This window comes from Rhizomicrobium sp. (genome assembly GCA_037200385.1).
Classification (GTDB): Bacteria; Pseudomonadota; Alphaproteobacteria; order Micropepsales; family Micropepsaceae; genus Rhizomicrobium.
This window is the reverse complement of the sequence record JBBCGL010000001.1, coordinates 441,416-456,486: the sequence shown is the minus strand read 5'-3', so window position 1 is coordinate 456,486 and position 15,071 is coordinate 441,416. Positions and strand designations below refer to the sequence as shown.

Below are 15,071 nucleotides of genomic sequence, written 5' to 3'. Positions count from 1 at the left end.
CTGAGGAACCGGCCTACTGTTCCCATGGGGTCGCGTTTGCTAGAAGCTCGCCGCAAACGCCGGCCACACTCCTCAAGCCAAGCACAAATGAGCGACAACAAGAAACCCATATTGCGCTTCGCGCCCTCCCCGACCGGCTATCTGCACATCGGCGGGGCGCGGACGGCCCTGTTCAACTGGCTCTATGCCAAGCACACCGGCGGGACCTTCCTGCTGCGGATCGAGGACACCGACCGCGAGCGCTCCACACCCGAAGCCGTCGAGGCGATCCTCAATGGCATGGCGTGGATGGGGCTCGATTGGGACGGCCAGACCGTCTACCAGGCCGCGCGCGCCGGCCGGCACCAGGCGGTGGCGCAGCAGCTCCTGGCCGAGGGCAAGGCGTACAAATGTTTCGCGACCGCCGACGAGTTGACGGCGATGCGCGAGGCGCAGAAGGCGGCGGGCAAGCCGATGCGCTATGACGGGCGCTGGCGCGACCGCGATCCGGCCGAGGGCGGCGACGCGCCTTATGTGATCCGGCTCAAGGCGCGGCAGACCGGCGAGACCGTGGTGCACGACGTGGTGCTGGGCGACGTCGTCTTCCAGAACGACCAGCTCGACGACATGGTCCTGCTGCGCAGCGACGGGACGCCGACCTACATGCTGGCGGTGGTGGTGGACGATGCCGACATGGGCGTGACGCATGTCATCCGCGGCGCCGATCACCTGAACAATGCGGCGCGGCAGCTGCAGATCATCGAGCAGATGGGCTGGGTGGTGCCGGTCTATGCCCATGTCCCGCTGATCCACGGTCCGGATGGGGCGAAACTCTCCAAGCGGCACGGCGCGCTGGCGATCGAGGCCTATCGCGACATGGGCTATTTGCCCGAGACGATGCGCAACTACCTGCTGCGGCTGGGCTGGAGCCATGGCGATGACGAGACGATCTCGACCGAGCAGGCGATCCAGTGGTTCGCGCTCGAGAACATCGGCAAGTCGCCGGCACGGATGGATTTCAAGAAGCTCGACAATCTCAACGGGCACTATATCCGGCAGACCGCCGACAAGGTGCTGACGGCGGAGATCGTGGCGCTCTTGGAGCGCCAAGTACCGCCCCGCGTGCTGAGCGAGACGGCGCGGGAGCGGCTGACGGCGGCGATGCCGGGGCTGAAGGAGCGGGCCAAGACGCTGGTCGAGCTCGCGGCCGCGGCCGACTTTCTGTACACGGACGGTCCGCGCGATCTCGACGAGGCGGCGGCCAAGGTGTTGACGGCGGATGCGCGCGGCGTGGTGGGCAGGATTCTGCCGGCGCTGGAGGCGACCGACTGGTCCGGCCCGGCGCTGGAGGCCGCGGCGCGCAGCTTCGCGGAGGGCGCCGGACTGAAGCTCGGCCAAGTGGCGCAACCGCTGCGGGCGGCGTTCACCGGCAAGACGACCTCGCCGCCGCTGTTCGAGACGATGGCCCTGCTGGGGCGGGATGAAACCCTTACCCGTCTCAGGGCTTATGCCGCCTGACGACAAGTTGTGACGCAACGGACAGGTGACGCGGTTAACCGGTCCGGTCTATGATTGCTGCACTGCGATATGCCCCGCCGCCCGCTTCCGGGCGGGTATCCAAGGAGCCTTCGATGAGAGAGAGCAAGATCAAGCCCGTGGGCTCGGCGACGCTGAGCTATAAGAACAAATCCTACGAATTGCCGGCCTTCGGCGGCACGGAAGGCCCCGAGGTCGTCGACATCCGCAAGCTCTATGGCGAGGCGGACATCTTCACCTACGATCCCGGCTTCACCTCGACCGCAAGCTGCGAAAGCGACATCACCTTCATCGACGGCGACAAGGGCATCCTGCTCTATCGCGGCTATTCGATCGCCGACCTGGCGGAGCATTCGAGCTTCCTGGAAGTCTGCTACCTGCTGCTGCATGGCGAGCTGCCGAACAAGGCGGAGTTCGAGACGTTCGACCACTCGATCACGCATCACACGATGGTGCATGAGCAGCTGGCGCAGTTCTTCCGCGGCTTCCGGCGCGATGCGCATCCGATGGCGATCATGTGCGGCGTGGTCGGAGCGCTCTCCGCATTCTATCACGACAGCACCGACATCAACGATCCGCGCCAGCGCGAGATCGCCAGCCACCGGCTGATCGCCAAGATGCCGACCCTGGCGGCGATGGCATTCAAATATTCGACCGGCCAGCCTTTCGTCTATCCGCGCAACGAGCTCGGCTATACCGAGAACTTCCTGCGCATGACGTTCTCGGTGCCGGCGGAGGACTACAAGGTCAATCCGGTGCTGGCCAAGGCGCTGGACACCATCTTCATCCTGCATGCCGACCACGAGCAGAACGCTTCGACCTCGACCGTGCGGCTGGCCGGCTCGTCGGGCGCCAATCCGTTCGCCTGCATCGCGGCGGGCATCGCGTGCCTCTGGGGACCCGCCCACGGCGGCGCCAATGAGGATGCGCTCAAGACGCTGGAGCAGATCGGCACCGTCGACCGGATCGACGAGTTCGTGAAGCGCGCCAAGGACCCGAACGACAATTTCCGCCTGCCGGGCTTCGGGCATCGCGTCTACAAGAACTACGACCCGCGCGCCAAGGCGATGCAGATCCAGTGCCACAAGGTGCTGGACGAGGTCGGGCATGGCGACGACCAGACGCTCAAGGTCGCGATGGCGCTGGAGAAGATCGCGCTGGAGGACGAGTATTTCGTCAAGCGCAAGCTCTATCCCAACATCGACTTCTATTCCGGCATCACGCTGCGGGCCCTGGGCTTCCCGATGAGCATGTTCACCGCGCTGTTCGCGCTGGCGCGCACCGTGGGATGGATCGCGCAGTGGAAGGAGATGCTGGAGGACCCGCACCAGAAGATCGGGCGGCCGCGGCAGATCTACACCGGCAAGCCGCAGCGCGACTATGTTGGGATCGGGAAAAGGTAGTGCGTGCTTCGAGGCTGCGCTTCGCGCAGCACCTCAGCATGACGAGATGAGAGTTGGCATCATCCTGAGGCGCTCCGCGCAGCGGAGCCTCGAAGGATGACGGCGCAGAAAAAAGGGCGGGAATCGCGTTTGCGATTTCCGCCCTTGGTCTTTTCGCTACGCGGCAGGCCAGCGGCGGGCCGCATCCGGCCGGCCGAGAGGCACCTTCGCTTCAACCGCCACGGTCCTCTGCCTCCGCCGCGCGCTGCCAGACCCTCGCGAGGAGGCGGGAACCGCGCCGACCTTGGCCGGCGAGCACGAGCGCGCGCCTGAACCTGTCTGTGCCCATGCTGCATGCGGTTAGAACATCGTGTCCTCTGAGATTTCGAACCAAGGTGCGCAGTATACGGCCGCGCCGGTGCGCGTTGGATAAGGAATCTGCGTTTCGCAATGGGATCAAGGCTGTAGGCGTGGTGGGATGCGGAGTTATCCTCGCCTGTTTTCCTCCCCCGTAACCACGGGGAGGAAAGCTATTTTCCCACGAACGCGATAATCGCGCGGGCGGCGCGGATGGAGGGGGGCTCGCTGCCTTCGCCCAAGAGCTTCGCGACTTCGTCGAGATCGGCGACCTGTTTCGCGGCTGCCGACTTGTCGGTGAGCAGCGGCACCACCGCATCGGCCAGCGCCTGCGGCGTCGCCCTGCCCTGCAGCAGCTCGGGCACCGCTTCGCGGTCGAGCAGCAGATTGACCAGCGCGAAGAATTTGAAACGGAACAGCACCCGTGCCAGCGCGTAGGTCAGGCCGCCGACCCTATAGGCCACCGCCATCGGGGTGCGGGCGAGCGCGAGCTCGGTCGTCACCGTGCCCGACGCCGCGAGCGCGGCATCGGCGGCATCGAAGGCGGCGTATTTGTCGGCTTCGCCCTCGATGATGTGGAGCGGCGCCGGCCAATCCCCCGTCCCGGCGCGCACCTTGTGCGCGACATGCGGCACGGTGGGCAGCAGCGTGACGAGACCGGGGACGCGCGCTGCGATCTGCGCCACCGCTTCGCGGAAGAGCGGCAGGATGAAGCGGATCTCGCTCGAGCGGCTGCCGGGCAGGACGCAGAGCAGCGGCGTTTGCGGCGCGATGCCCAGCCGGGCGCGAAGCGCCGCGCCGCCCACCATCAGCTTGCCGCGCTCGATCACCGGATGGCCGACGAACACGGTGTGCAGGCCGTATTTCTCGAAGAAAGGCGGCTCGAAGGGCAGCAGCGCGAGCAGCAGGTCGAAGTCGCGGGCCATGGCGCGGGCGCGGTATTGCCGCGAGGCCCAGACCTGCGGCGCGACGTAGTTCACGACCGGGATCGAGGGATCGAGCCGCTTCAGCCGGCGCGCGATGCGGTGGTTGAAGTCCGGGCTGTCGATCAGCACGACGGCATCGGGACGCTTGGCGAGCGCGATGGCGGCGATGTCGTTGACCCGGCGCAGGATGACCGGGATCTTCGGCACCACCTCGCGCAAGCCCATCACGGCCGTGTCGCGGAGCGGAAAGAACGAGGCGAGGCCCTGTGCCGTCATCGCCGGGCCGCCCATGCCGGTGACGACCACGCCGTCGCCCGCGACGACGCGCAGCGCCGCCATGAGCTGGCCGCCGAGCTGGTCGCCCGAGGGCTCGCCCGCGACCAGCATCAGGGACAGCGGTTTGGCGGTCAGCGCGGTCATGGCAGCCGGGGCACTCCGATCACGAACAGGCCGAGCGCATCGGCGGCTTCCGTCACCGCGGCGCGGCCCAGCACGAGTGCGGTGTGCGCCTCGACCGCGATGCCGGCGAGGCCGCAGGCCGCGGCGTTCTTCACGGTGGCGACGCCGATCGTGGGCAGATCGGTCTTGCGGTCCTGCTGCGGCTTGAGGGCTTTCGCCAGGACGCCGCGGCCGGGCGGCAACGTGCCGAGCTTGGCGAGCATCGCATCGGTGCCGCCATGGCCTTCCATCGCCAGCACCTTGCCGTCGCGCACGATCACCGCCTGGCCGACGTCGCGGCCGCCCTGGACGCGGGCGGCCTGCATCGCGACGGCGATGTCGGCCTGGTCCGCCGGCGTCGGCGCGACGCGGCCGAGCGGGCCCTCGGCGATCTGGAGCCAGGGCGCGACGGCATCGAGGCTCTTGATCGAGAGGCCTTCGCGCTCGAACAGGCCGACCATCACGTCGAGCAGCGTGTTGTCGCCCTTGCGCATGCCCCAGAGCACGATCGGAAACCAGGACAGGCCCTTGAGGTCGTAGCGCAACTTGAAGAAGTTCGGGCGCGAGACATAACCGGCGAACACGACGTCCTTGCAGCCATGGGCGCGCAACAGGCCGAGCGTCTTGCCGACCAGGCCCATCGAGCTGCGATCGTGCGGGAAGTCTTTCGTCCAGTCGCCGGCCAATTCGAGCGCAACGACGAACACGGCGCGGCCGGCATCGCGCGCGGCCTGCGCGATGGCACGCGGCAGATCCCCGCCGCCGGCGATGATGCCGAGCGGGCCGGTCATCGCGCCGCCGCCTCCCTTGTCATCCCCGGCCGAACGCCGCGCAGCGGCGTGAGGGGACTGCGTAGCGACAGCGTACGCAGACCCAGGCGGCAAACGCCGTGACGGTGTTTGCCGCTTGGGTCCCCTTCCCTCGCGCTCGCTGATGCTCGCACTCGCCGGGGATGACAAGGGAGCTTAATCATCGCTGTCGGCGCCGCGTTTGCGCGCGAGGCAGATCGGCTGCTTGTGGTCGGCGAGGATGAAATCGGCGATCTCGGCGACCTGCGCGACGCCCGGCCATTTCGCCTTCGCGGCGCGGGCGCGGTCCTCGAGCGCGCCGCCGCCCTCGCGGAAGATCGCGCGGAAGGCGCCGCGCACGGCGTGGATCGTGGCGCGGTCGAGGCCGCGGCGCTTGAGGCCGATGAGGTTGAGGCCGGCCAGCTCCACATGGTCGCCGAACGCCATGCCGTAAGGGATCACGTCGCGGTTGACGCCGGCGATGCCGCCGATCATCGCGCCCTTGCCGACGCGGCCGAATTGCTGGACCGCGGAGAGCCCGCCCATGATCACGCCCTGCCCGATATGGCAGTGGCCGCCGAGCACCGCGCCATTGGCGAAGGTGACGCCGTCGCCCACCACGCAGTCATGACCGACATGGCTGAGCGCCATGAAATAGCCGTTGCTGCCTACGCTGGTGAGGCCGCCGCCGCGGCGGCTGCCGACATTCATCGTCACGCCTTCGCGGATCGTGCAGCCCTCGCCGACGACCAGCCGGCCTTCGGTGAAATCGTTGTTGCGGATCTGCCCCTCGCCGCCGAGGCAGGCCTGGGGGTGCACCACGGTGCGGGCGCCGACGACGGTGGCGCCCGTGACGACGACATGCGAGAGGAGCCGGACGCCGTCGCCCAAGCTGACCTCGCGACCGACGCGGCAGAAGGGACCGATCTCGACATCCGCGCCGAGCTTCGCGCCGTCTTCGACGATCGCGGACGGATGGACCGCCATCGGTTCAGCCTGCGTCGCCGGTGCGGATCATCGCGCTGAACTCGCCGTCGCAGGCGAGCGTGTCGCCGACATAGGCCTTGCCTTCGAACTTCCACACCGGGCCGCGCCGCTGCAGCGCCTTGACGTGCAGGGCCAGGTTGTCGCCGGGGACGACCGGGCGGCGGAAGCGCGCCTTGTCGATGCCCATGAAGAAGACGTTGGGCGTCGTCTTGAGCGCCATGGAATGGACCACCAGCGCGCCGGCGGTCTGGGCCAGCGCCTCGACGATCAGGACGCCGGGCATCACGGCGAATTCGGGGAAGTGGCCGGCGAAATGCGGCTCGTTGAAGCTCACCGCCTTGTGGCCGATGGCGCTTTCGAATGGGACGATGTCGCTCAACCGCTCGATGAAAAGGAACGGATTGCGATGGGGCAGCAGACTCTTGATCTGCTCCACGCCGAGGACCAATCCGCTTTGACCTTGCTCACCCATGGCTGTCAGGTTTCGACTTCTTTGCGAGTTTCGTCAATGCGTGCATTTCGCGAATCCATTCGCGGACGGGGCGGAGCGGCGCGCCGCCATAATCCTGCCCGCCGGGATATTCGATGCCCGGCTGCGAGGCCGAGCGGGCGGCGATTCGGGCGCCGGAGCCGATCTTGACGTGGTCGGCGATGCCGGTCTGCGGCCCGAGGATCACGAAGTCGCCGAACTCGCAGCTTCCCGCGACGCCCGCCTGCGCGACGACGATATTGTGACGCCCCAGATGGGTGTTGTGGCCGATCTGGATCAGGTTATCGAGCTTGGTTCCCTCGCCGATCACCGTGTCGCCGAGCGCGCCGCGGTCGATGGTGGTGCAGGCGCCGATCTCGACCCGGTCCTGCACGATGACGCGGCCGATCTGCGGGATCTTGATGTGACCGGTGGGGCCGGAGGCGAAACCGAAGCCGGGCTGGCCGATCTGGGCACCCGGCAGGATGAGCACGCCGTCGCCGATATAGGCGTTGGCGATCGTGCAGTTGCTGCCGATCTCGCAATTGCGGCCCACCGCGACGCCGCGGCCGATCACGCTGTTGGGACCGATGCGGGTGCCGTCGCCGATCTCGGCGCCGGGACCGATCACCACGCCGGGCCCGAGCACGACGTGCGCGCCGATCGTGGCGGAGGGGTCGACCGGGGTCTGCTGCGCCCAGGCGACGAGGCTGGAGTCCGGATAGAAGAGCCGCGCCGCGGCGGCGAACGCATGCTGCACCGAGGCGACGGGGATGGCGGTCATCCCGGCGCGGGTCGGAAGCGGCCGGGTGCTCTTGGCCGGCACGAAGCAGAAGCCGGCAGCGGTCTGCGCCAGATCGCCGCCCGGGCCGGTGCCGGAGAAGAACGTCAGATGGTCCGGGCCCGCGCCGGCGAGGCTGGCGAGATCGTGGACCTCCACCTGGCCGTCCGCATGGGCCGGCAGCGCGGCGTCGGCCGCCTTGCAAAGCTCGGTGAGCGCGAACGGCCCGCGATTGTCATAGAAGCGTGGATCGGCCATGCGCGGCGGTTTCGCCCCTTATTGCTGGGGCGGACCCTGGTTCGGGGGCATCGTCGGCTTGACGACGACGTTGGGCAGCACCTGGTTCAGCCGCTGGACCGCGACAGCCGTGACGTCGAAGGCGTTCGACGAGACGATGATCAGGCTGCGGTCGAGCAGCAGGTTCGCGCCGCGCTCGATCACGATCTTCTGCAGGATCGGGCCGAGCGCCTTGAGCACCGTCTCGCGCGCGACATAGAGGCCGCCCTGGATCAGGGCCTGCTGCTTCTGCACGTCCTGCTGCAGCGCCGCCTGCTTGGTCTCGAACGCCTTGACCTTCGCGGCCTTCACGGCCGGCGAGAGGATGGCGATCTGCTGGCGCAGCGCCTCGCCTTCCTTCTGGAGCGCCGCGCCGCGGCCCTTGAGGTTGTTCTCGGCGTTGCGCGCGAGCTGCTGGACCTGGGTCATGATGCTGGTGCCGGCGGAGGAGCGGCGCAGCACCTCGGCCCGGTCGATGATCAGGATCTTGGGCTGCGGCAGCGGCGGCTGCGGCGGACCGGGCGGAGCCGCGAGCGCGGCCGGCGCGAGGCCTGCGAAGAGAAGCGCCGCGGCGGCGGCGCGGGCGAGGCGCGAAAGCTTCATCATGATCTTATAGTCCCGTTCCTGCACTGAAGTAGATGATCTGGCTTCTGTCGTAGCTCGTCTTGATGAAAGGAAGGCCGAGGTCGATCGTGATCGGACCGAAGGGCGACTTCCAGGCCACCGCGACGCCGGCCGAAGCGCGTATGGCGAGATTGTCCCGGATGCAGCTCGTGATCGTGTGCGAGGTGGGGTCCGGGATGCAGTTGTTGTCGGGCAGCGAGTCGAGATGGCCGACCGTGCCGAAATCGGTGAACAGCGCGGTCTGGACGCCGTAGCTTTCCGGCAGGAAGGACGGCAGCTTCAGCTGCGCGCTGCCGATGAAGAAGAAGTTTCCGCCCACCGCGCCATTGTCGCCGGAAACCAGCGTGTCGCGCGGCCCGACGCCGGCCTGGGCGAAGCCGCGGAAGCTGTCGCCGCCCTTGAAGAAGCGCTCCTGGATCGGGATGAGCTGGCCGTCATAGCCGGTGATGTAGCCCGTCTGCAGGTTGAGCGAGCCGACCAGGTCGTCGCTGAAGATCGGATGATAATACGCGAGCGAGCCCTGGGTGCGCATGTATTTCAGCGAACCGCCGAGGCCGGCGAATTCCTGGCTGAAGGAGAACACGCTGCCTTTGGTCGGCTTAATGGGATCGTCGAGGGTGTTGTAGACGAAGCTGTAGCCGATCAGCGAGGTGCGGGTCTGGCCCGCCGCGGCGGCCAACTGCACTTCGAGCGGCGCCGAGGCGAAGGCGGTGATCTTGTCGATCTTGTAGGTGTAGCGCAGCCCGACCGAGCCGTATTCGGAGGTCGGGAAGCCGAAGCGGATGCCGGCGGCGGTGGTGTCGCCCTCGTAGTCGGCCTGTTCGTAGTCCGTCACCACCTTGTAGAGGTCGAAGCCGGCGGCGAGCGGGCGGTCGAGGAAGTAAGGCTCGGTGAAGCTGAACTGGTACTGCTTGGAGATCGTCGAGAGCTGCACCGAGGCGCGCAGATACTGGCCGCGGCCGAACAGGTTCTGCTCGGTATAGCTGAACTCGCCGACGAAGGAGCTGGTCGACGAATAGCCGGCGCCGAGCGAGATCGAGCCGGTCGACTGCTCCGCCACCGTGACGGTGAGGTTGGTGCGGTCGGGCTGGCTGCCCGGCGCGTTCTTGACCGAGACGTCCTTGAAGAAGCCCAGGGCGCGGATGCGGGTACGCGAGCGGTCGACCAGCACGCGGTTGAAGGCGTCGCCCTCGACGAGGCGGAATTCGCGGCGGATGACCTTGTCGAGCGTCCGGTTGTTGCCGACGATGTTGATCTTCTCGATGTAGACGCGCGGGCCCTGATCGATCTTCAGGATCACGTCGATGGTGCGATGGTCGCGGTCGCGGGCGATACGCGGATGGACCTCGGCGAAGGCATAGCCCTTGGTGCCGGCGGCGTTGGTGAGCGCGTCGATCGCCTTCTGGATCAGGTCGGCGTTGTAGACGTCGCCCGAGGCGATCTTGACCAGCGGGCGCAGGTCGCCGGGCGTCAGCTCCTTGATCGCGGACTGGATCTCGACCTTGCCGAACTTGTACTTGTCGCCCTCGTCCAGCGTGAAGGTGATGTAGAACGAGCGGCGGTCGGAGGTCAGCTCGGCGACGGCGGTGACGACATGGAAGTCGGCATAGCCGCGGCTGACGTAGTAGCGCCGCAGCATTTCGCGGTCGAAGGTCAGCCGGTCCGGATCGTAGTTGTCGTTGCTCGAGAGGAATTTGTACCAGTTGCTCTCTTCGGTCGCGACCTGGGACTTCAGCGTGTCGTCGTCGAAGACGTGGTTGCCGATGAAGTTGATGCGCGCGACGCCGGTCGACGGACCCTCGCTGATCGAGAAGATCAGGTCGACGCGGTTCTGCGGGCGCTGGATGATCTGGGGATCGACCGAGGCGGCGAATTTGCCGTTGCGGCGATAGAGCTCGATGATGCGCTGGACGTCGGCCTGGACCTTCGAGCGGGTGAACACCGTGCGCGGCTTGAGCTGGACCTCCTTCTCGAGGTCCTTCTGGGTGACCTTGCTGTTACCCTCGAAGTCGATCTGGTTGATGATCGGATTCTCGACGACGTTGATCGTCATGGTGGCGCCGTCGAAGCGCACCTTCACGTCGGCGAAGAGCCCGGTCTGGTAGAGCGTCTTCAGCGCGACGTCGGTGGTCTGGTCGTTGTAGACGTCGCCCTCGCGCAGCGAGATGTAGGACAGGACGGTCGAAGGCTCGATGCGCTGCGTGCCGTTGACGATGATGTGCTGGATGGCATGCGGCACTTCGGCCGGCGCGGCCGGCGGTGCAGGCGGCGCCGCGGGAGCGGCCGGAGCCTTGGCATAGACGGGTGCCGACGTCGCCAGGACGAGAGACAGGGCCGTAGCCGCACGCAAAACTCGGGCGAACAGGGTGATGTGGCTCATCCAGTCGTCTCGGTACTCGTCAAAAGGCCGCGACAGCCGCTACCCGGCCGCCCGCCGAAGTTTCAGAAAAGATTCAAGCGAACGAGGTCATTCCAAGTCGCCAGGATGAAGATCCCCAGCACAACAGCCAGCCCAAGCCTGAATCCGACGTCCTGGGCCCGCTCTCCGAGCGGCCGTCCCAGCACTCCTTCGAATGCATAGTACAGAAGATGGCCCCCGTCGAGCAGTGGAATTGGAAAAAGGTTTACCAAGCCGACGCTTACCGAAAGGAGGGCAGCGAGATGGACGAGCAGGACGAGGCTCAGCGCGGCCACTTTTCCCGCGATAACGGTGGTCCCGATGGGGCCGGAAATCTGCTGCAGGCCGTTCGAGCTGTGGGTCAGGGCCCGCCAGGTCGTGGCGATCGTGTCGTGGATTTCATCCAGGGCCGCACCGAAGGCATCGATCGGACCCAGCCGGGCGAAGCTGCCCTTGTACTTGTCGGACGTGATTCCCAGCCGGCCGATCTTCAGCTTGCCGCCAAAACCGTCCTCCGTGACCGTCTCGCGCGGGGTGGCATAGACGGTCAGGGACTTGCCGCCCCGGTCGAGCACGATGGGCAGGCGCTGGCCGGCGCTCAGGGACACGATCTCGGACAGCTTGCGGTAATCGTCGACCCGCACGCCGTCGATCGCGACGATGCGGTCGCCGGCCCGGATGCCGGCCGTGTCGGCGGCGCTGTGCGGCTGGACGGAGCCGATATAGGACGGCGCCTGGCTGGCGACGCCGACGAACATGAAGAGGCCGGTGAGGATCAGCACGGCGAGGACGAGGTTGGTCGCGGGTCCCGCGAAGACGATCAGCGCGCGCTGCCAAAGCGGCTTGAAAGGGAACGAGACGGCGCGGTCTGCCGCGCTCATCCGGGCGATGCCTTGGCGGTCCGGCGTCGAGGCGCCATCGGCGTCGCCGTAGAACTTCACATAGCCGCCGAGCGGGATCCAGCCGATCTTCCAGAGCGTGCCCTTCTTGTCCGTCCACTTCGCGATGGCGCGGCCGAAGCCGATGGAGAAGGTCTCGACGCGCACGCCGAACAGGCGCGCGACGGAGAAGTGGCCGAGCTCGTGGAAGAACACCACGACGGTGATGAGGAAGAGCATGGCGGGGATGGTGTAGACCGCGCCGCTGAAGAACTGCTGGATGAATTGCATGCTCGACCTCGTCAGTTCACGACGCGGCGACAGATGTCGCCCGCCAGTTCGCGTGCCCGCGCATCGGCCGCCAGCACGCCGTCCAGCGTGTCGGCAGAGGAATTGCCTTCCGCGCTTTCGTTCAGCGTCGTCTCGACCACGCGGGGGATGTCGAGGAAGCCGATGCGGCGGTTGAGGAAGGCGTCCACCGCGATCTCGTTCGCGGCGTTGAGGATGGTCGGCGCCAGGCCGCCGGCCCGCATCGCGTCCATCGCAAGGCCGAGACAGCGGAAGCGGTCGTGATCGGGCTTGCGGAAGGTCAGCGTGCCGACGGCGGCGAGATCGAGGCGACGCGAGGGCGAGGCGATGCGGCGCGGCCAGGCCAGCGCGTGCGCGATGGGCGTGCGCATGTCGGGCGCCGAGAGATGCGCGAGCGTCGAGCCGTCCTCATAGGAGACGAGGCAATGCACGATGGATTGGGGATGGACGACGACGTCGAGCTTCTCCGGCGGCAGCGCGAAGAGGAAATGCGCCTCGATCAGCTCGAGCCCCTTGTTCATCAGCGTGGCGCTGTCGACCGAGATCTTGGCGCCCATCGACCAGTTGGGATGCGCCACCGCCTGCTCCACGGTGCAGACCGCCATCTGGTCCAGCGTCCAGTCGCGGAACGGGCCGCCCGAAGCGGTAAGCGTGACCTTCTCGACCTCGCGGGCGCCCTCGCCGTTGAGCACCTGGAAGACCGCGTTGTGCTCGGAGTCGACCGGGATGACCGAGGCGTTGGAATTCGCCAGCGCCTTGTAGAAGACGCCGCCGGCGGCGACGATGCATTCCTTGTTGGCCAGCGCGACGGTGGCGCTGCGCGCCACGGCGGCCAAGGCGGGCTCGAGCGCCGCAGCGCCCATGATCGCGACCATCACGGTGGAGGACGGACGGGCCGCGGCCTCGATCACCGCCTTGCGGCCCGCGGCCGCCTGGATGCCGGTGCCCGCGAGACCGTCTTTCAACCGGCCGTAGAGCGCCTCGTCGCCGATGACCGCGATCTTGGGCCCGATGGCGCGGGCCTGGGCGATGAGCTCATCCACCCTGCCCTGCGCGGTGATCGCCTCCACCGGCATAACCTCGGCGCCGTAGACCTTGCGGGCATGCGCCACGACATCCAGCGTCGAGACGCCGATGGAACCGGTCGAGCCGAGCACGGTCACCGAGCGCGCGAGCACGGGCTCGAGCGACTCGATCTCAAAGGCGGGTCGCGAGGCGGCCATGGCGTTCACGGGTGCGCTCCAAACATCGGGTTGAGCCCGGCCAAGACGCCAAGCGCGAGAAACGGGACGGCGAAGAGGGTCGAGTCGATGCGGTCCAGCACACCGCCATGGCCCGGGATCATCGCACCGGAATCCTTGCGCTGGAAGACGCGCTTGACCCAGGATTCGAAGAGATCGCCGGCATGGGAGACGATCGCGACGGCGGCACCGAGGACGGCGGCGGGCACCGGATGGCCGCCGAGGATCGCGACATAGACCGCTTCGACGACAGCCGCGGCCGCCACCGCGCCCAGCGTGCCCGACCAGGTCTTGTTCGGCGAGAGCGCGGGCCATAGCCGCGGCCCGCCGATGAGATTGCCCAGGATCAACGCCCCGGTGTCGGTCGCCCAGACCGCGAGGAACATGCCGATGATGATCCAGGGGCCTTCGGGAAGGCCGCGCAGGAAGAGCAGCGCGAGCGGCGCGATGCCGAGATAGAGCGGTCCCAGACCGTGCCAGGCGGCGAAATGGCCGCTGAATGCGGCATAGAGCGTCACGATCACGGCGCCCACCGCCAGGACGGCCCAGCCGGCCGCGCTGTGCCAGAACAGCTGCACCGCCAGCGCGGCGATGATGGTCAGCGAGGTCAGGATGAAGGCCGGCCCGTAGACGCGCTCGCCGACCATGCGATGCCATTCGCGCGCCGCCGCGACGCCGGCGAGCGCGGCGAACAAGGCGATATAGAGCGGACCGCCGAAGATCGCGGCGACCACGGCGGCGATCAGCGCAATGCCGAAGATCGGGCGCGTCACCCAATCCCAGTTGAAGCGGATCGCGCGGTAGCCCGGAGCATGGTCCGCGTGTCGGTTGCCCCCTCCGTCCTTCGCACCTGACGGTGCTGCGGACGCCTCCCCCGCCAGCCTCGTCGGTACGCTGCCGCTACCGACCGCTCCGGCGCGGGGGAGGCGGGCCGGGTCTGCGTCTAAAGGCTTGGCGCCGCTCACGCGACGGCTTCCGAGAGGCCGCCGAACTGGCGCTCGCGCTGCGCGAAATTCTCCAGCGCTTCGAGCAGGTCCTTGCGGCCGAAGTCCGGCCAGAACGTGTCGAGGAACAGCAGCTCCGCATAGCAGGACTGCCAGAGCAGGAAGTTGGACAGGCGCCGCTCGCCGCCGGTGCGGATCAGCAGGTCCGGCTCGGGCAAGCCGCCGGTGAAGAGGCGGCTGGCGAACAGCTCGGTCGTGATGGTCTCGGGATCGAGGCGGCCTTCCTTGGCGGCGCGCGCCAGCTCCCGGGCGGCGTTGGCGATCTCCTCCTGCCCGCCATAGTCGAAGGCGAAGGTGAGGTTGAGGCCGGTATTGCCGACGGTGCGGTGCTCCGCCTCCTCGATCATGGTGCGGATGTCGTTCGCGACGCGCTCGCGGCTGCCGATGATCCGGACGCGGACGCCGCGGGCATGGAGCTCGTCGAGATCGCTGCGGAAATAGCCGCGGAACAGGCCCATCAGGGCGTTCACTTCCGTGCGCGGACGCTTCCAGTTCTCCGAGGAGAAGGCGAACAGCGTGAGATATTGCAGGTTGATGTCGGTGGCGGCCCGGACGACCTCCCGCACCGCGCCGACGCCCGCGACATGGCCCGCCTCGCGCGGCAGGAAGCGCTTCTTCGCCCAGCGGCCGTTGCGGTCCATGATGATCGCGACGTGACGGGGGAGAACTGTCGGCGGCGTCTGGGCCCCAAGCGCCAT

At 67.6% G+C, this 15,071-nt stretch carries 13 protein-coding genes; 2 read left to right on the top strand and 11 right to left on the bottom strand.

Annotated features, from left to right (window positions below; genetic code table 11):
- Nucleotides 1-87: 87 nt before the first annotated feature.
- Nucleotides 88-1,497 carry a glutamate--tRNA ligase gene (gene gltX, locus WDM91_01975; GenBank protein ID MEI9993335.1) on the top strand — a complete coding sequence of 470 codons (1,410 nt, stop codon included), beginning with the start codon at nucleotides 88-90 and terminating at the stop codon, nucleotides 1,495-1,497.
- A gap of 113 nt (nucleotides 1,498-1,610) precedes the next feature.
- Nucleotides 1,611-2,918: a citrate synthase gene (gene gltA, locus WDM91_01970; protein ID MEI9993334.1), complete on the top strand. Its 1,308-nt coding sequence runs from the start codon at nucleotides 1,611-1,613 to the stop codon at nucleotides 2,916-2,918.
- 509 nt (nucleotides 2,919-3,427) lie between these two features.
- Here gltA and lpxB read toward each other — a convergent pair.
- The 11 genes from lpxB to WDM91_01915 form a co-directional block, all read right to left on the bottom strand.
- Nucleotides 3,428-4,600, bottom strand: a complete 1,173-nt coding sequence (gene lpxB, locus WDM91_01965) for a lipid-A-disaccharide synthase (GenBank protein MEI9993333.1) — start codon at nucleotides 4,598-4,600, stop codon at nucleotides 3,428-3,430.
- Nucleotides 4,597-5,409, bottom strand: a complete 813-nt coding sequence (lpxI, locus tag WDM91_01960; GenBank protein MEI9993332.1) for a UDP-2,3-diacylglucosamine diphosphatase LpxI — start codon at nucleotides 5,407-5,409, stop codon at nucleotides 4,597-4,599. The genes lpxB and lpxI overlap by 4 nt, the downstream gene beginning before the upstream one ends.
- 174 nt (nucleotides 5,410-5,583) lie before the next feature.
- A complete protein-coding gene (gene lpxA / locus WDM91_01955) occupies nucleotides 5,584-6,393 on the bottom strand; it encodes an acyl-ACP--UDP-N-acetylglucosamine O-acyltransferase (GenBank protein ID MEI9993331.1) in 810 nt (269 codons plus the stop codon).
- Between the two features lie 4 nt (nucleotides 6,394-6,397).
- A complete protein-coding gene (gene fabZ, locus WDM91_01950; protein MEI9993330.1) occupies nucleotides 6,398-6,865 on the bottom strand; it encodes a 3-hydroxyacyl-ACP dehydratase FabZ in 468 nt (155 codons plus the stop codon).
- Nucleotides 6,858-7,901 (bottom strand): UDP-3-O-(3-hydroxymyristoyl)glucosamine N-acyltransferase, encoded by a 1,044-nt coding sequence (gene lpxD, locus WDM91_01945; GenBank protein MEI9993329.1) that lies wholly within the window; start codon nucleotides 7,899-7,901, stop codon nucleotides 6,858-6,860. The genes fabZ and lpxD overlap by 8 nt, the downstream gene beginning before the upstream one ends.
- Nucleotides 7,902-7,919: 18 nt before the next feature.
- On the bottom strand, nucleotides 7,920-8,522 hold the full coding sequence (locus tag WDM91_01940; protein ID MEI9993328.1) for an OmpH family outer membrane protein: 603 nt from the start codon (nucleotides 8,520-8,522) through the stop codon (nucleotides 7,920-7,922).
- 7 nt (nucleotides 8,523-8,529) lie between these two features.
- Nucleotides 8,530-10,923 (bottom strand): outer membrane protein assembly factor BamA, encoded by a 2,394-nt coding sequence (gene bamA / locus WDM91_01935; protein ID MEI9993327.1) that lies wholly within the window; start codon nucleotides 10,921-10,923, stop codon nucleotides 8,530-8,532.
- A gap of 62 nt (nucleotides 10,924-10,985) precedes the next feature.
- A complete protein-coding gene (locus tag WDM91_01930; GenBank protein ID MEI9993326.1) occupies nucleotides 10,986-12,110 on the bottom strand; it encodes a M50 family metallopeptidase in 1,125 nt (374 codons plus the stop codon).
- Nucleotides 12,111-12,121: 11 nt separating this feature from the next.
- Complete coding sequence (locus WDM91_01925; protein MEI9993325.1) at nucleotides 12,122-13,351, bottom strand: 1-deoxy-D-xylulose-5-phosphate reductoisomerase; 1,230 nt, start codon at nucleotides 13,349-13,351, stop codon at nucleotides 12,122-12,124.
- Nucleotides 13,352-13,356: 5 nt separating this feature from the next.
- Complete coding sequence (locus tag WDM91_01920) at nucleotides 13,357-14,142, bottom strand: phosphatidate cytidylyltransferase (GenBank protein ID MEI9993324.1); 786 nt, start codon at nucleotides 14,140-14,142, stop codon at nucleotides 13,357-13,359.
- Between the two features lie 188 nt (nucleotides 14,143-14,330).
- A complete protein-coding gene (locus WDM91_01915; GenBank protein ID MEI9993323.1) occupies nucleotides 14,331-15,071 on the bottom strand; it encodes an isoprenyl transferase in 741 nt (246 codons plus the stop codon).